The sequence below is a fragment of the Immundisolibacter sp. genome, assembly GCF_041601295.1.
In the GTDB taxonomy this organism is placed as follows: Bacteria; Pseudomonadota; Gammaproteobacteria; order Immundisolibacterales; family Immundisolibacteraceae; genus Immundisolibacter.
On record NZ_JBFIII010000064.1, the window covers coordinates 1 to 16762 of the forward strand.

Annotated in this window: 17 protein-coding genes and 1 pseudogene; all 18 read right to left on the reverse strand. The window is 65.5% G+C overall.

The features are described 5' to 3' along the window. Positions 1 to 611 (reverse strand): phosphate signaling complex protein PhoU (gene phoU / locus ABZF37_RS09455; RefSeq protein WP_372719234.1); only part of this gene is annotated, 611 nt, incomplete at its 3' end. 15 nt (positions 612 to 626) lie between these two features. After that, on the reverse strand, positions 627 to 1436 hold the full coding sequence (gene pstB, locus ABZF37_RS09460; RefSeq protein ID WP_372719236.1) for a phosphate ABC transporter ATP-binding protein PstB: 810 nt from the start codon (positions 1434 to 1436) through the stop codon (positions 627 to 629). Between the two features lie 11 nt (positions 1437 to 1447). Beyond that, positions 1448 to 2368 (reverse strand): phosphate ABC transporter permease PstA, encoded by a 921-nt coding sequence (gene pstA, locus ABZF37_RS09465; protein ID WP_372719238.1) that lies wholly within the window; start codon positions 2366 to 2368, stop codon positions 1448 to 1450. Continuing rightward, a complete protein-coding gene (pstC, locus tag ABZF37_RS09470) occupies positions 2368 to 3294 on the reverse strand; it encodes a phosphate ABC transporter permease subunit PstC (protein ID WP_372719240.1) in 927 nt (308 codons plus the stop codon). The genes pstA and pstC overlap by 1 nt, the downstream gene beginning before the upstream one ends. 148 nt (positions 3295 to 3442) lie before the next feature. Next, entirely contained in the window at positions 3443 to 4459 is a 1017-nt protein-coding gene (locus tag ABZF37_RS09475; RefSeq protein ID WP_372719268.1) for a PstS family phosphate ABC transporter substrate-binding protein, read from the reverse strand. 83 nt (positions 4460 to 4542) lie between these two features. Beyond that, on the reverse strand, positions 4543 to 5808 hold the full coding sequence (locus ABZF37_RS09480; protein WP_372719242.1) for a putative porin: 1266 nt from the start codon (positions 5806 to 5808) through the stop codon (positions 4543 to 4545). Between the two features lie 135 nt (positions 5809 to 5943). Continuing rightward, a complete protein-coding gene (gene phoR / locus ABZF37_RS09485; RefSeq protein WP_372719244.1) occupies positions 5944 to 7272 on the reverse strand; it encodes a phosphate regulon sensor histidine kinase PhoR in 1329 nt (442 codons plus the stop codon). A 3-nt stretch (positions 7273 to 7275) separates the two neighbouring features. Beyond that, positions 7276 to 7965: a phosphate regulon transcriptional regulator PhoB gene (gene phoB, locus ABZF37_RS09490; RefSeq protein WP_372719247.1), complete on the reverse strand. Its 690-nt coding sequence runs from the start codon at positions 7963 to 7965 to the stop codon at positions 7276 to 7278. 102 nt (positions 7966 to 8067) lie between these two features. Further along, entirely contained in the window at positions 8068 to 8751 is a 684-nt protein-coding gene (locus tag ABZF37_RS09495) for a dienelactone hydrolase family protein (RefSeq protein ID WP_372719249.1), read from the reverse strand. Positions 8752 to 8829: 78 nt separating this feature from the next. Next, positions 8830 to 9729: pseudogene (locus ABZF37_RS09500) on the reverse strand (dihydroorotate dehydrogenase electron transfer subunit). Beyond that, entirely contained in the window at positions 9719 to 11005 is a 1287-nt protein-coding gene (locus ABZF37_RS09505) for a dihydroorotase family protein (RefSeq protein ID WP_372719251.1), read from the reverse strand. The pseudogene ABZF37_RS09500 and the gene ABZF37_RS09505 overlap by 11 nt, the downstream one beginning before the upstream one ends. After that, complete coding sequence (locus ABZF37_RS09510) at positions 10998 to 11993, reverse strand: aspartate carbamoyltransferase catalytic subunit (RefSeq protein ID WP_372719253.1); 996 nt, start codon at positions 11991 to 11993, stop codon at positions 10998 to 11000. The genes ABZF37_RS09505 and ABZF37_RS09510 overlap by 8 nt, the downstream gene beginning before the upstream one ends. Continuing rightward, positions 11990 to 12490 (reverse strand): bifunctional pyr operon transcriptional regulator/uracil phosphoribosyltransferase PyrR, encoded by a 501-nt coding sequence (gene pyrR, locus ABZF37_RS09515; RefSeq protein WP_372719255.1) that lies wholly within the window; start codon positions 12488 to 12490, stop codon positions 11990 to 11992. Before pyrR ends, ABZF37_RS09510 begins: the two co-directional genes overlap by 4 nt. After that, a complete protein-coding gene (ruvX, locus tag ABZF37_RS09520) occupies positions 12471 to 12896 on the reverse strand; it encodes a Holliday junction resolvase RuvX (protein ID WP_372719257.1) in 426 nt (141 codons plus the stop codon). Before ruvX ends, pyrR begins: the two co-directional genes overlap by 20 nt. Then, positions 12893 to 13456 (reverse strand): YqgE/AlgH family protein, encoded by a 564-nt coding sequence (locus ABZF37_RS09525; RefSeq protein ID WP_372719260.1) that lies wholly within the window; start codon positions 13454 to 13456, stop codon positions 12893 to 12895. Before ABZF37_RS09525 ends, ruvX begins: the two co-directional genes overlap by 4 nt. 85 nt (positions 13457 to 13541) lie before the next feature. Beyond that, positions 13542 to 14426, reverse strand: coding sequence for a TonB family protein (locus ABZF37_RS09530; RefSeq protein WP_372719262.1), 885 nt, complete (start codon positions 14424 to 14426; stop codon positions 13542 to 13544). Between the two features lie 16 nt (positions 14427 to 14442). After that, positions 14443 to 15399: a glutathione synthase gene (gshB, locus tag ABZF37_RS09535; RefSeq protein ID WP_372719264.1), complete on the reverse strand. Its 957-nt coding sequence runs from the start codon at positions 15397 to 15399 to the stop codon at positions 14443 to 14445. Then, positions 15392 to 16693 carry a glutamate--cysteine ligase gene (gene gshA, locus ABZF37_RS09540; RefSeq protein ID WP_372719266.1) on the reverse strand — a complete coding sequence of 434 codons (1302 nt, stop codon included), beginning with the start codon at positions 16691 to 16693 and terminating at the stop codon, positions 15392 to 15394. The genes gshB and gshA overlap by 8 nt, the downstream gene beginning before the upstream one ends. Positions 16694 to 16762: the final 69 nt, after the last annotated feature.

The window sequence follows — 16762 nt, forward strand, 5'->3', positions numbered from 1 at the left end:
ATACGCTCCAGGGCCCGCGCCGCCCATACCAGATTCAATGCCCAGGTGATCGAGCGCGGGTCTTCCATCATGTAGGTGACCAGCTGGCGCATAACGGCCTCATATTCGCGGTCAACCTCCAGATCCTCGCGTTCGACTTCCAGGGCCGCATTCACGTCCAGACGCGCGAAGGCATCCAGTGCCTTGTTCAGCAGGCGTCGCACCAGCTCACCCATCGGACGCATCGGCGGGCGTGAACGACCGGGCTCCAGTTTGGCCAGCTCCAGTACCGTGCGCGCGACCCGTTCGGCCTGATCGCCTATGCGCTCCAGGTCCGTCACGGTCTTGATGACAGCAAAGATCAGACGCAGATCACCGGCCGCCGGCTGGCGGCGCGCCAGGATGCGGCTGCATTCCTCGTCGAGATTCACTTCCAGCGCGTTGACGTGAGGATCGCGCTCGACCACTGACAGGGCCAGTTCGCAGTTGCTCTCTTCGAGCGCGGTGATGGCGTCCGCGATCTGTTGCTCCACCACGCCACCCATCTGCAACACGTGACTGCGCAGGTTCTCCAGATCCTGGTTGAACTGCTGCGAAATGTGATGGCCGATGTCGTCCTTTCCGAGCGTCATGGTGATACCCCGCGGTCAGCCGTAGCGGCCGGTGATGTAGTCTTCAGTCCGCTTCGATCTGGGATTGGTGAAGATGATATTGGTGTCACCAAATTCCACCAGCTCGCCCAGGTACAAGAATGCTGTGTAGTCGGAGACCCGCGCCGCCTGCTGCATGTTATGGGTGACGATCAGGATGGTCACCTTGTCCTTGAGGCGGTGAATCAGCTCTTCGATATTGGCGGTGGCAATCGGATCCAGCGCCGAGGTCGGTTCGTCGAACAGCATCAGCTCGGGCTCTGTCGCCAGGGCGCGAGCGATGCACAGGCGCTGCTGCTGGCCACCGGACAGGTTGAAGGCCATGTCTTCCAGGCGGTCGCTGACCTCGTCCCAAAGCGAGGCGTCCCGCAACGCCGTTTCCACCTTCTCGGCCAGCACTCGCCGGCTGCGCTCGCCCCGAACCCGCAGCCCGTAGGCCACGTTCTCGAAAATCGACTTCGGAAACGGGTTCGGCTTCTGAAACACCATACCGATACGCATCCGCACTTCGATTGGGTCCACCGACCGGTCGAGGATGTTGACGCCGTCCGGCTGGAACACGATCCCGCCACTGTAGCGGCTGCCGTCGTATAAATCGTGCATACGGTTGAAGCAGCGCAGAAAGGTCGACTTGCCGCAGCCTGACGGGCCGATCAACGCAGTGACCCGATTGGCCGCCACCGGCAGGCTGACGCTCTTCAAGGCCTGAAATTCACCATAATAAAAATCGAGGTCGCGCGCCTCGGCCTTGAGTGGTGGCAAGGCCGCGTCGAGCGACTGGGTGACGGTGCCAACTGACATGTCCATCGCGACGTCCCTCACCATTTGATCCGTTTGCGGTAGCGCACGCGCAACCAGATGGCCGCCGCGTTCATCACCAGGGTCATCACTACCAGCACCATGCCCGCAGCGGCGGCATTCTCCTGGAATGCCACCTGGGGACGCGACAGCCAGTTGAACATCTGTATCGGCATCACCGTGAATGGCGAGGTGAGCCACTCGAAGGAGATGAACGGGAAATCCCCTGTCACCGGGGCTGGCGGCAGGAAGGCGATAAACGTCAGCGCGCCGATGGTGATGATCGGCGCGGTTTCGCCGATGGCGCGCGCCAGACCGATGATCACGCCGGTCAGGATACCGCCGGTCGAATACGGCACCACGTGGTCGCGCACCGTCTGCCAGCGGGTGGAGCCCAGCGCGTAGGCGCCCTCGCGGATACTGCCCGGTATGGCGCGGATGGCCTCGCGTGTAGAGACAATGATGACCGGCAGAATAAGCAGCGCCAGAGTAAGACCGGCCGTGAGAATGCTCTGGCCCAGGCCCAGGCCGTACACGAACAGGCCAAGCGCCAGCAGACCATAGACGATGGACGGCACACCGGCCAGGTTGGTGACATTGATCTCAATAATCTCGGTCACCCAGTTACGCCGCGCGTACTCTTCCAGGTACACGCCGGCGGCGATGCCGAGCGGAATAGCCGCCAGCGCCGTCACCAACATCACCAGGCTGGAACCGACCAGGGCACTCAGGATGCCGGCCCGGGCTGCCCGGCGCGACGGAAAGTTGCTGAAAAAATCCCAGTTCAGCCGGCCGGCACCGTCGTGCACGAGGCCGGCCAGTAATACAGCCAGGGTCAGCACACCGACCATCAGGCACAGCAACCCGATAATGACGAACACCTTGTCCCACTGTTTGCCGCGCCTGACCAAACGGCGCACGGCCTGCGCGTCATATGCCATCAATAAGCCTCGCGGAAACGCTTGCGCACCAGGTGTCCCAGCACATTGAACAACAGGGTCATCAGCACCAGCACCAGGCCAGCGGCGAAGATGCTCTGGTACTCCAGGCTGCCATGGGGCAGGTCACCGAGCGCCACCTGCACGATATAGGCGGTAATCGTGGCCCCGGACTCACGCGGGTCAAAGGTGAAATTCGGCTGCTGGCCGGCGGCAACCGCGACCACCATGGTCTCCCCGATGGCTCGCGAAATTCCGAGGATATAGGCCGCCACCACGCCCGAGGTGGCCGCCGGCATGACCACCTTCAGCGCCGTCTGCAACCGCGTTGCACCCATCGCGTATGAACCCTCGCGCATATGCATGGGCACCGCGCGCATGGCGTCCTCGGCCACGGAACTCACGTAGGGAATGATCATGATGCCGATCACCAGGCCTGGCCCCAGCATGTTGAAACCGGGCAGGTCCGGCATGAACCACTGCAATGCGGGCGTCACCATCAGCAGCGCGAAGTAGCCGAACACCACGGTCGGAATGCCGGCCAACAACTCCAGCACCGGCTTGACGATTTCACGCGTGCGGTAGCCCGCGAATTCGCTCAGGTAGATCGCCGTCACGGTGCCAACCGGCACCGCCAGCAGCAGGGCAACACCGGTGGTCGTCAGCGTGCCGGCCACCAACGGCGCAATGCCGTAGTGCTTGTCGGCAAACATGATGGTCCACTGGGTGTCGGTCAGAAAATCCCTCAGCGGCACATGTTCAAAGAACGACAACGACTCGTAAAACAGAATGCCGATGATGGCAACGGTCACCGCCACGGCAGAGAACGCCGCCAGGAACAGTAAGCCCTCGATCAGCCGCTCACCCCAGTGGCGAAGCGCCCGATGGGAAAAGCGATCGGACTGGATAGCGGTGGACGCGGTATTCACAGGGCTGACTACAGAAGGGCTGGCGCGGTTCCGGGGCGGCAAACTTTACCTGAAGCGGTGATCTGGCAGGGCAATCTGCAGCGCCTGTGATGCCTCGGCCGGGGCCGGGGAGCGCACGCAGTACTTCCCAAACACGACCTCCGGCCGCTCAGAGCTCGCCCTCGCGCTTGAGCAGTTCTTCCACTTTCAGGCCGACCTCGGATGCACCACCAAAACCGGTCCCGAGCTTGCCGCCCTGAAAGTTTTTCACGGCCAGCGCGTACGCGGCAGACGGCAGGTTCACGTATCCCACCTCCTTGGCCAGTTCGCCGCCTTCCTTCAGGTAGAACTCGACAAACTCCCGCACTTCCGGGCGGCGCGTGGCCTTCTGCTTCACGTAGATAAAGACCGGGCGGGACAAGGGTTGATAGGTGCCGTTGTTTACCGTTTCCATCGACGGTAATACTTGCGCCGAGCCTGCATTGGCCTTGATCGGCACCGCCTTGAGCTTGTTCTTGTTTTCCTCGTAGTAGGCGAGGCCGAAATATCCGACCGCACCCTTGTCACGGGACACGAACTGCACGGTCACATTGTCATCCTCGCTGGCCTGGTAATCGCCCCGGGACGACTTGGCCTTGCCAACAACCGCTTCGGTGAAATAGTCGAAGGTGCCGGAGTCGGCGCCAGCGCCGGCCAGCTTCAGGGGCATGTCCGGGAACCCGTCCCGGATTTGCTTCCAACTGGTCACCTTGCCTTGGGCGAGAGGCTCCCACATCTTTTTCAATTCCTCCACCGTCAGGTAGTCGACGAAATCGTTGTCCTTGCTGACCACCACGGTGATGGCGTCATACGCAACAGGCAGCTCGATGTACTTGACACCGGCCTGGGCACAGGCAGTCATTTCCTCACGCAGAATCGGCCGTGAGGCGTTGGAGATATCGGTTTCGCCGCGGCAAAAGCGCTTAAAGCCGCCGCCCGTGCCGGAGATGCCCACCGTGACCCGGTTGCCGGTGGCGATCTGAAATTCTTCGGCCACCGCCTCGGTGATGGGATAAACCGTGCTTGAGCCATCTATCTTGATCAAACCGGCGGCATCGGCCACGACGGGCGAAAAACAGCCGGCCAGAGCGGTCAGAAAACCAGCCACCCGCACGCGGGCCCGAATGGAATCAGAAAAACGCTGCATCGAGAGTGCTCCATGAGTAAGCAGGAAACATCGGCTGTCGGAAGTGTGGGCGAGCAATGTGACAGTCGCGTTACAGGCCGGCGTCAGAACTTCGCCTCGACATCCATCTGCAGGGTGCTGACCCCGGCATCGTCGGTAAACCGGCTTGCGACATCCGACTGCGCCCGAAAATAGCTGGCGCCGACGGCGAAATTCTTGCTCAGGTCATATTTCAGCTTCAGCTTGTGGCCGCGCGAGCCAACGTAGCCGGCAGCAAAATCGGAGTCGGCAAACGCCCCGACCACGCCGTTGCGCTGGACGTCGCGGTAGTTGTAATCGACGCCAACATCAAACAGGCGCGTCATGATGCCGACCAACCAGGCCTGGTCCTGGCCCTTGTCCACGCCCCGTGCCGCGCCGTTAAGCACGTACTGGCCGTATACCGACAACGGCAGCGGCAAGCCGATCAGGTCGAGTTGACCGAATGCCTCGTACAGCCGGAACTCGTCAGTGGTATTGCCGTTGGCGCGCAGGGCGCCCGTACCCGGCGCGTCTTCATCATTGTCGTAGCCGAACACACTGCCGCCGAGCGTCACCTTCACGCTGTCGGCGGGGGCAAGGCGCGCGCCGACCTGACCGGCATACAGGCGCAGGTCATGCTCGAACTGCACGCCCTCGCCGTCGATGTTGTCCTGCAGCACGAAGTAGCCGGCGCTGCCGAACAGCTCGGCGTCGCCGAATTGGCGCTTGTAGGTCGCCGCCGCGCCCTCGGGGTTGACGTCGCTGTCCCAGATCACGTCCCCGACGCTGAGCCACGGCTGCTTCATCTTGCCGCCGAACACGTTCAGGCCCGGCACCTGCAGCGGGTGATAGTCGATATAGGCCAGGTCCAGCCACAGATCTTTCTTGCTGAAGTAATCACTCATGTCCTGGTTGGTGGAGCGGGCCTCCTTGCCGCCACCCGATGCAATCTGGATGCCGGCCTCGACCTCGGGATTGACCTGGCTGAAGGCGCCCAGACGAGCCCGGATACGCTGACGGTCCTTGTCGCGGCCGCCATTGTCCAGCTCGTCCTCGATGTGGATGTTCTCGTAACGTACTCGCACGTCGCCCTTGAGCTGGGTATTGGCGGCCCAGGCCAGCTTCTGCTCCAGCGCTGCTAGTTGTTCGGACTTGACCTGCTTGCCGGCGGCGCGCTGCGCGGCCTTGGTTTCGCGCGCCAGATCGGCGGACAGCTCGGCATGCTGGGCGGCCGTGATCGAGCCGTTGGCGAGCAACATGTCAAGCAATTTGCCATCGACCGAGGCGCTGGCCGGGATGGCAGCTGCCAATAGCAGGCCACCACAAAAACTTGCCATCAAAGAACGCATATTGGGACTCCCTGATTATGCCGGGGTGACATGCGCGTCACCCGAAAACACTCTGGCCACCGTCGGCGCGGCAAACGATCGGCGGGTAGCCGTCGTCAACCGCAGCCAGTGTTGCAGGGATTTATGACCGGAAGATTACGGCGCCGGGTCGACAGCAGCAGCCGTCGCGCAAGCCACGCGCCGTGACAGGCCGGCCGGAAACACGCAGCTGAACGTGCTGCCCTGGCCAAGTTCGCTGGTGATCCGCAACTCGGCGCCGTGTCTGGCCAGCGCGTGCTTGACGATCGCCAGCCCAAGCCCGGTACCGCCAAGCGCCCGCGAGCGGCTGGCATCAACGCGATAAAAGCGCTCGCTCAGGCGCGGCAGGTGCTCAGGGGCGATGCCTTCGCCATGGTCCTGCACCTCCAGCAACGCGCCGCCGCCGTGCGCCCGCCAACGAATATTGACCACGCAACCGTCCGGCGTGTGCTGTATGGCATTGCTGATCAGGTTGGTGAACGCGCTGCGCAGTTCGAGTTCGTTGCCGCGCAGCCACAACGCGGGGTCAGCATCAAGATCAATGCGGTGTCCGTGGCTACCGCTGAGCACCAGCGCCTCGCCGCGTATCGACTTCAACAGGGTCGGCACATCGAGGTCGCTGTCCATGCCGCGCGTGCCGTCGCCCTCCAGACGCGCCAGGATCAACATGTCGTCAACGATGTGCTGCATGCGCAAGGTCTGCTGGTTCATCAGCTCCAGTGGCCGCTGCCAGCGCTGCGGCACGGCGGCCATGTCGCTGGTGAGCGTTTCCAGGAAGCCGTGGACCACCGTCAGCGGCGTGCGCAGCTCGTGCGAGGCATTGGCCACGAAGTCCCGACGGATTTGCTCCAAGCGCTGGACCTGGGTGATATCGCGCACCACCAGCAAGACCCGGCCGTGTCCGAAGCTGACCAACTGCGCGTGCAGGGCCAGGTCGTTGCGTACCGGGGACAAAAATTCGACCCCATCCGCGCGCGCGCCCTGGCCATTGAAATAGCTCGCGAAGTCCGGGTGACGCACAACATTCGTGATGCGCTGGCCCAGATCCCGCGGCGTACTCAGACCCAGCAGGCGCTCAGCCGCCTCGTTGCACCAGTCAATGCGACCGCCGTCACCGAGCACCACCGCCGCGTCCGGCAAGGCAGCACTTGAATCCTCGAAGCGCTGCACGATCTGCGTCAGTCTGCGGCGGCCAGCCAGGGCCTCGCGGCGCGCCCGGTGCAGACGCTCGAACAGATCGCCCCACAAGCCCAGTGACTCGGGTGTGTCACCGTCGCGGCGCAGACTGTGGCCAAGTCTGAGCACGTTGCGCAGGTGCCAGCCGGCGTACAGCGCCAAACCGGCGACCGCACCGTTGCTTCCGTTACCCGCAACCAGCCCGAGGATGAACCCCGCCGTTATCAGCCCGCCGCCGATGGCGGCTTCGGCAAGCCAGCCGCCGGCCATCGGTCAATGCCCCGCCGACAACCGATAACCGGCTCCGCGCACGGTCTGGATCAGCTGATCCTTGCAGGCCGGGGCCAGGGCCTCGCGCAGTCGACGCACGTGCACGTCCACCGTGCGTTCCTCGATATACACATTGCGTCCCCACACCTGATCGATAAGCTGACCGCGACTGTAAACACGATCCGGGTGGGCCATCAGGAACTGCAACAACCGGAATTCGGTGGGTCCGAGCTTCAGATCCGCGCCTTGCGCCGCGACCCGGTGGCTGACCGGATCCAGCGACAATCCGTCAACCGCAAGCGCCTCACCGGCGGCGTGGGGCGCGCTGCGGCGCAGCACAGCCTTGATGCGAGCGGCCAGCTCCCGGGGCGAGAACGGCTTGGTCATGTAGTCGTCAGCACCCGCATCCAGGCCGGTTACCACCTCTGCCTCCTGGGTGCGGGCGGTCAGCATGATGATCGGGATTTCGCGTGTGCCCGGATCACGCTTCAGTTCACGCGCAAACTCGATGCCGCTTTGGCCCGGCAGCATCCAGTCCAGGACAATCAGGTCCGGGTTGCAGTCCGCAACCAGGGCACGGGCCCGGCGCACATCGCCAGCCACATCGCATGCGTAGCCGTGCCCGGCCAGGGCGAAACCGATCATTTCACGAATGGCCGGCTCGTCTTCGACAATCAGAACGCGTATCGACATAGGCGCCCGCCGCTTGGGTGGAAATCACTGACCAGTGAAGCTCATGGGTAGGGCCATTTAGCGACAAAATTGTTGCAGTTCGGCGACAGGCCGATGACGGCGTCAACCCAGATGGCGGTGCAGAAAGTCCACACTGCGCTGCCAGGCCAGGCGCGCCGCCTCGGCATCGTAGCTCCCGCGCTGGTCGCAGTTGAAGCCGTGATCGGCCGGGTAGACGTACAGCTCCGTTTCCTTCAGCCCGTCGGTGGCAGCCCGAACTTTCTCGACGTCGGTCATCGGAATGAAATGGTCTTTTTCACCGAAATGAAACTGGATCGGACAGGCGATGCTGCCGGCCTCGCCCAGGCAACTGGCGATGCCGCCGCCGTAATAGGCCACCGCGGCGTCCGGCTTCAGATTGGCGGCGCCCCGAAAGGCGAGCAGCCCGCCCATGCAGAAGCCAAGCAGCGCCACCTTGCCGCCGTGAGAGCGCAAGTCGGCAATGCAGGCGTCGAGGTCGGCCAGTGCCTTGCCCTGGTCCATCTGCTGCATCAGCCCGAAGCCACGGTTTACGTCGGTCTCGGCGTAACCAAGCTGCACTCCAGGCTCGCTGTGGTGGAACAGGTCCGGCGCCAGCGCAGTGAAGCCTGCTGCCGCCAGACGGTCGCATACGGCGCGGATATGGCTGTTGACGCCAAAGATCTCCTGGATGACGACGACGCTACCGGCCGCCTGCCCGGCGGTGGTGGCCAGATAGGCCGAAAAGGCGTCGTCCCCGGCCTTGATGGTGATGTCCTTGCCCGACATGGTAGTGCTCCTGTGTTGTGGATGGTGGATGACCGATCGCCCCTGCCGGGGCATGTGTCGCGGAAAAGGTGTACCGGCTCAGGTGCCGGTGGCGGTGAATAGGTCGGGATAGACCGCCGCCGCCTCGAACACCGGCCCATCCACACACACCCGAGCCATGACCGGCCCGGCCGGGGTCGCCAACTGCACCACGCACCCGGCACAGCCACCGACCCCACAGGCCATATGCTCTTCCAGGCACAGCTGCGCCGGCAAGCACTAACGCGCCGCCACCCCGGCTATCGCCCGCAACATCGGCGTCGGTCCACAGGCCATGATTTGCGTCAGCCGCAGCGTTTGCGCCGACAGGGTTTGAAGATACGCTTCTGCAAGGGCCGTGACGTGTCCGTCGAAACAGCCGGGGAAACCCTGACCCGACGCAAGCCGGCTCGGAATGCCCCAGTCTTCGGCCAGCGGCAACGCGGCAATGGTGCCGTGCGGCATGCCCTCCAGCAGCAGCGTGGACGGCCGTGGCTGGAACGGAAATGCCACCTCCGAACCCAGCAGCAGCAGCGGCAGCCACGGCGCCTGACGCAAGGTCTGCGCCAGAAACAGCATCGGCGGCATACCTACACCACCCCCTATGGCCAGCACTCGCGGCCGGCCGGGATCCGGGGCAAACGGCTCGCCGATCGGCCCGAGCACGCTCAGCAACTGCCCGCGCGAGCGCTCGGTCAGCTGCCGGGTACCCAGGCCAACCGCCTTGTACAGCAGCTCGATCTGTCCGTCGCGCGGTACAGCGCGAAGGATGGACAGCGGCCGACGCAGCGGCAGATCCGGCCCGCAGCGCAGCTGCACGAACTGTCCCGGCCGGGCACGACCGGCAATATCGGGCGCTGTCAGACGCAGCAGGTAGTGGCCCCCCGGCAGCGCCTCGTTGGCCTCTACCCGAGCGTCCTGCAGAACGATGGAGCCGACTTTGCTGGCCTCACCGGCCACGGCTGGACTCTTCCATGCCGTACACCGGCCGACCGGCCAGCAAGGTGAGCGTGACCCGTCCACGCAGGCTTTTCCCCCATACCGGCGTGCATCGTCCGGCGCTGTGCCAGGTGTCGGCACCAACCTGCCAGGTTTGCTCGGCATCCACTACGCACAAATCGGCGGGTGCGCCGACCGCCAGCGTGCCACCCGCGCCGAGCACCGCCGCCGGCCCGCTGGTCAGCGCCGCCAGCGCACGCTCCAGGGGTAACACGCCTGCCTCTACCAGCTGCAATGTCAACGGTAACAGCGCCTCGAAACCGGCCACGCCCGGCAGGCAACGGGCAAACGGCTGACGCTTGGCCTCGCCGTCGTGGGGTCGGTGGTCGGAACACACGGCATCCAGCGTGCCATCGGCCAGCGCCTCGCGCAGCGCCGCCCGGTCGCCGGCTTCGCGCAGCGGTGGGCGCAGGTGAAATGCCGGATCGTAAGCGCCGATGTCCTGATCGGTGTAGTGCAAATTCCAGATCACGGCATCGGCCGTTACCGGCAAGCCGGCCGCCTTGGCCGAGCGCAGCAAGGACACGCCGGCGGCGCTGGACAACCCGTGCAGGTGCACGCGGGTATCGCAGGTGGTGGCCAATGCCAGCGCCCGGGACAGGGCGACGACTTCGGCGGCCACCGGAATCCCGGTCAGACCCAGCACCACGGCGACCTCGCCCTCATGCACACAGCCATCGACGGCAAGCTGCGGGTCCTCGGCGTCCAGCACCACGGTCAGATCATGCCCACGCGCATATTCAAGCGCCCGACGCAGCACGCGCGCGGAGATGGGCTGACCGCCCTGGCTCACCAACTGGCAGCCGGCGCGTCGCAACAATCCAAGCTCCGCCAGCCGCTCGCCGGCAAGACCCGCAGTAAGTGCGCCCACCGGTGCCAGACGCAACATACCCAGGGCCAGCGCACCATCGCGCAGGCGCCCGACCACAGCCGGATTGTCCAGACCAGCGTCACACTGCGGTGGCACGGCCAGGCGGGTGATGCCGCCGGCCGCGGCGGCGCGCAGTTCGCCGCGAGCCAGCGAATCCGGACTGCCCACCTGGCCGGCAAGATCGACCAGGCCCGGCAGCAACCACTTGCCGCTGATGTCTATGACCTGCGCGGGGGCGTTATCGGGCGCCGCGCCCAACCCGATAATGCGCCCGTCGGCGACATGCAGGTCCAGCTGTGCGTCGACGCCGTTGGCCGGATCAAGCACCCGTCCGCCGCGCAGGGTGAGGCGACTGCTGTCAGGCATCGTCGGCGCCCCCCCGACCGACGGTCTGCGCCAATACCGCCATGCGGATGGCAATGCCGTTGGTCACCTGCGGCAGAATCAGCGAGCGCTCGCAGTCAGCTACCGAGGAGGCGATCTCGACGCCCCGGTTGATTGGCCCCGGGTGCATTACCAGGGCATCGGGTCGCGCCACCGCCAGCGCGGTTTCGGTCAGGCCATACAGCTCGAAGTACTCGCGGTCGGACGGCACAAACCCACCAGCCATGCGCTCGCGCTGCAGGCGCAGCATAAGCACTACGTCGACGTCCGCCAGGCCCTCGCGCAGGTCGTGGCAGACCCGCCCGCCCAGGCAGGCCATACGGTCGGGCACCAGCGTCGCCGGGCCCACCAGGCGGATGTCCTTTACCCCGAGCAGACGCAGGCCCACCAGCTGCGAGCGCGCCACCCGTGAGTGCAGCACGTCGCCGACGATGGCTACCTTGAGCTGGTCGAAACTGCCACGATGCTGCCGGATGGTGTACAGGTCCAGCAAGGCCTGCGTCGGGTGCGCATGACAGCCATCGCCGGCATTGACCACCGCCACCTGCGGCGCCACGTGGCAGGCGATCAGCTGCGCCGCGCCGCTGTCGGCGTGGCGCACCACAAAAGCGTCGGTCTGCATGGCCTGTAAATTGGCGATGGTGTCGAGCAGGCTCTCGCCCTTGGCGGTGGCTGAAGCCGACACGCTCAGGGTCACCACGTCGGCTGACAGACGTTTGGCGGCGATCTCGAACGTGGTGCGGGTCCGCGTTGAGGCTTCGAAGAACAGCAACACCACTGTCTTGCCGCGCAACAGGGGTACTTTTTTTACGCTGCGCTCGCCAACCTCGACCAGGGAATCGGCGAGGCTGAAGAGTTCCTCAAGAGTGTCGCGGCGCAAACCTTCCAGCGTCAGCAGATGGCGCAGCCGGCCACCGGCATCGTACTGGGCGGCGCCCAGGGTCTGGGCCAGGGCCACCAGATCGCTCATGCCGGCTCCAGCGAGAACCGCAGCGGCTCCGGTCCCAGCAGCTGCAGGCGCTGGTCCGCTGGCAGTTGCAGGCACAGGCCGACGGCGTCGGGGGCAATCGGCAACTCACGGCCGCCACGATCAACCAGCACCGCTACCCGCACACAGGCCGGACGCCCGAAGTCGAACAGCTCGCGCAACGCGGCGCAGGTAGTGCGCCCGGTGTGCAACACATCGTCCACCAGCAGGATGTGTCGGCCGTCGACGCTGGCCGGCAGGCTGGACGCCCGCGCCTGCCCCTTGAAGCCACCCTGGTGCAGGTCGTCCCGATAGAAGCCAGCGTCAAGCGTTGCCAGCGGCGCCATCGCGCCCAGGCGCTGATGCAGCCAGCGCGCCAGCCATACGCCCCCCGTTTCTATGCCCACCAGCAACGGGTCTGGCAGGGCCAACGCGGCGCAGGCATCGCCCAGCCGTTCCAGGGCCTCTGCCAGGGCTGCCTCAGTGATGCTGCTGCGCAAGCCAGGTCTCCACAATCAGGGCAGCAGCGGCCGAATCGCGCTTGCGGCGCACATCGTCGCCGCGCACGCCGCTCGCCCGCAGCCGCTCCTCGGCAGCATGCGAGGACAAACGTTCGTCTACCAGCGCCACCGCCAGCCCACTCCGTTGCTCCAGCGCGGCGGCCAGCGCGCGAGCGCCGAGGCTGATCTCGGTGTCACTCCCGTCCGCGGGCAGCGGCAAGCCCACCACCAACTGGGTGGGCCGCCACTGTGCTACCAGGGCGTCAATGTCCCGCCAGGCGGTCCCGCCAAGGCTTGGATTGACGAGCGTCGCCACCGGACTGGCGCTGCCGGTCAGCGACTGGCCAACGGCCACGCCGATGCGTTTCAGGCCGAAGTCGAAACCAAGCACGACTATGACGCTCACGCGTGACCGGCGCGGCTGGCCAGTAGTGCCAGATCGACCCCGATCGACGCCGCCGCAGCCCGCCAGCGCTCTGCGACCGGCAGCTCGAACAACAGGTCGGATTGCGCTGACGCGGTCAGCCAGGCGTTGTCGGCCAGTTCCTGTTCCAGTTGCCCGGCGCCCCAGCCCGCGTAGCCCAGACAGACCAGATAGTCGCCGGGGCCGGATCCGCGGGCAATGGTCGCCAGCAGGTCCATGGAGCCGGTCAGGCCGATATCGCCGGTTACCGCCAGGGTCGAGTCCCAACGCCCCAGGGGTCGGTGCAGGATCAGAACAGCGTTGTCCTGGACCGGGCCACCGGCGTAGACCGGCTGCGCGGCAATGGCTGCGTTCGCCGGCTCCAGGCCTATCTGGTGCAACAGATCGCCCAGGGTCAGGTCGAGCGGGCGGTTCACGATCAGCCCCAGCGCACCCTGCTCATTGTGCTCGCACAGATAGGTGACGGTCTGCCGGAAATTGCCATCAGCCAACGCCGGCATGGCAATCAGCAAGTGATGGCTCAGATCCAGTGCGTCGGGCATGAGCGCATTCTAGCAGCGTGCCGCACGCCAACCCTGCGCCGCCCGCGCGCCAGCGGTAGGCGAGCGCGCCTTTCGTACTCCGCCATCAATCGCCGGCAAGGGCGCGTCCATCCACAAACTGCCAGGTGCGGGTAATCACCAGCACGTCGGCTTCGGCACGAATATTCGGTGGAAACGGCGCATACGGCGCCGCCCAGCGCACGATGTTGCGGGCCGCCTGATCCAGCAACACATGGCCGGAACTGCGCCGCAGGGTGGCCTCTCCAATACTGCCGTCGGCGTTCACCCGCACCGTCAACAGCAGGCTGCCGGACAGCCCCTGGCGCCGCGCCTCCGCCGGGTAGTTCAGGATGCCGACGGCCTCCACCTTGCGTCGCCAGGCTTCCATATAGGCGGCGTACTTGTACTCGCGGGTTCGGGCGGTAATGAATTTCTCGCGCGGCAACTTGGCATAGGCGCTCTGCTGCTCGGCCAGGCGCGCCTCGAGCCGGGCATAGCGGCGCGCACCGCTCATCAGCTCCGCGGCGCTGGGCGTTTGTGCCACCGGGCCGGGCTTGGGCGCGGTCGCGACCGCCGCCGGCTTGGGCCGGGAGGCTGTGAGCAATTGGCGGTGGATCGGTGCCGGCGTCGCCACCGCCGGGGTCGGGCGCGCCGAAGGGGCGATTGCGGTGGGCGCCGGCTGACCCGGCGCGACGCTGGTCGGCACCTTGGGCTTTGGCTGATTGCCGCCGCCATCCTGGCTGACCTCGGCCAGATAATCGGCGTCCTTGGGCGCAGGGGCGCTGGTCCGCGGCCGCTGCACCAGGGTGATCTCCAGGCGCGGCGCGGCCGCCGGTTTGGCGGGACGCGGCGGAGCCAGATGAAAGCCCAGCCCCAAAACCAGGTGCAGTGCCAGGGCGTACAGCACGGTCAGCGTCAGCCGGCTACCGACCAGCGGCGGTGTGGGCATCAGGGCGGGTGCGTAACTCATGCCGCGATGGCGGCGTTCAGTGCTCGGCCAGGCAGCGCTCGATGGCGTCGAACACCTGGCCAGCGATGTTGATGCCATAAATGGCGTCCAGTTCGCGCGCGCAGGTTGGGCTGGTGACGTTGATCTCGGTTAGGTAATCGCCGATGACGTCCAGACCCACGAACAGCAGCCCCTTGGCGCGCAAGGTCGGCCCCACCTGCTCGGCAATCCAGCGGTCGTGGTCGCTCAATTCGCGGCCCTCGCCGCGGCCGCCGGCGGCGAGATTGCCGCGCGTTTCACCAGCAGCCGGAATGCGCGCCAGGGCGTAGGCGACCGGTTCACCGTCCACCATCAGGATGCGCTTGTCGCCGTGCGCGATGTCCGGGATGTAGCGCTGCGCCATGATCGAGCGCGCCTGGTGCTGGGTCATGACTTCGATGATGACACCTACGTTCGGGTCACCCTCGCGCAGGCGAAACACCGATGCGCCGCCCATCATGTCGAGTGGCTTTACGATGATGTCGCCGTGTTCGTCCAGGAACTCCCGGATGTGGCGCCCGCTGCTGGTGACCAGCGTCGGTGGTGTGCACTGTCCGAACCAGGCTGTGTAGAGCTTCTCGTTCACCTCGCGCAGCGCCTGCGGTCGGTTCACCACCAGCGCGCCCGCGTGCTCCACCCGTTCCAGCAGGTAGGTGGTGTACAGATACTCGGCGTCCACTGGCGGATCCTTGCGCATCAGGATCACATCCAGTTCTGCAAGCGGCCCGTATACCTCGCCCGTAAACGCGAACCAGTGTTTGGGGTCGTCCGAGACCTCCACCAGGCGCCGGTTGGCGAACACCTCGCCGTCTCGCATCAGCAGGTCCGACTGCTCCATGTAATGCAGCTCGCAGCCCCGGCGCTGCGCCTCCAGCATCAGCGCCAGCGAAGTGTCCTTCTTCGGCTTGATCCGATCGATGGGGTCCATGATCACCCCGACCCGGTAGCTAGCCATGCGCCGCCACCTCCCGCGCTGCGGCCAGCAGCGCCAGGCGCGCGACCACGCCGTAAGCGTAGAACCGGTTCGGTGCGGCGTCGGGGGCCTGCTCGCAGTCCGGCGTGTTGCAGGGCTCGACAAAGGCCAGCGGCTCGAAGTGCGCGCCGGGGGCGTTCAGGTTCTCGTCCGCGCCGCGCTGGGTATGCACCCGATAGAACCCGCCGACCACATGATGATTGATCATGTACACCACCGGTTCGGCCACCGCCGGCGGTTCGCCCACCGTCTCGAGGCTGTAAACCCCCTCCTGCATGATCACCTCGCTGACGGCCTGGCCTTCCTTGCTGGCCGCCATGCGCTTGCGTTCCTTGCGGTTCAGGTCGCGCACGTCGTCCACGCTGCGTGCCGTCATCACGCCCATGCCATAGCTGCCGGAGTCGGCCTTGATGATCACGAACGGTTCGCGGTCGATGCCGTACTCGTCGTACTTCTTGCGGATGGACGACAACAACACTTCGAGGTTGCTGGCCAGGCATTCCTCGCCGGTGCGGGCGAGGAAGTTCACCTCGCCGCACTGGCGAAAATACGGGTCGATAAACCACGGGTCGAGGTCAAGCAGCTCCCCGAACTCGCGCGCCACGTCGCGGTAATGTCTGAAATGCTCGGACTTTCGCCGCTGCGCCCAGCCCAGCGCCATCGGCGGCAGGACCGGCTGGCTGATGCCCTCCAGCACCGCCGGCCGGCCGCTCGACAAATCGTTGTTCAGCAGCACGAAACAGGGCGTGAATCCGGCCACGCCGACCTTGTCGCCGCGCCGCTCGATCGGCTCTAGACGCAAGCTGGCGCCGGACGGCAGGCTCAGGGTCTGCGCCTCGGCAAGATCCGGCAACAGCGACCCGATACGCACGGTATAACCGGCGCTCTCCAGGATGCGCCGCAACACCGCCACATTTTCCAGGTAGAAAAGGTTGCGCGTATGGCTTTCCGGTACCAGCAACACGTCGCTCGAATTCGGGCATACGTGCTCGATCGCGGTCTGCATGGCCTGCACACACAGCGGCAAAAAGCGGTCGCCAAGGTTGTTGAAGCCGCCCGGAAACAGGTTGGTGTCCACCGGCGCCAGTTTGAAGCCGGCGTTACGCAGATCGACAGAGGCGTAGATCGGCGCCGGCGTGACCCGCCAATGGTCGCGGAACCAGCGTTCGATCGTGACCTGCGCCTGGAGTAGCTGCGTCTCGAGCCGCAGCAGCGGTCCGGTGAGCGCCGTCGTCAGATGCGGCACCGACGATAAGCCTTGGAATGGATCGTTCATGGCTGACTGCTATTCGCCGTACGGGTGGCTATTGAAGCACAGCCGCCATGGCGTCCGTGCGGGCCGTTC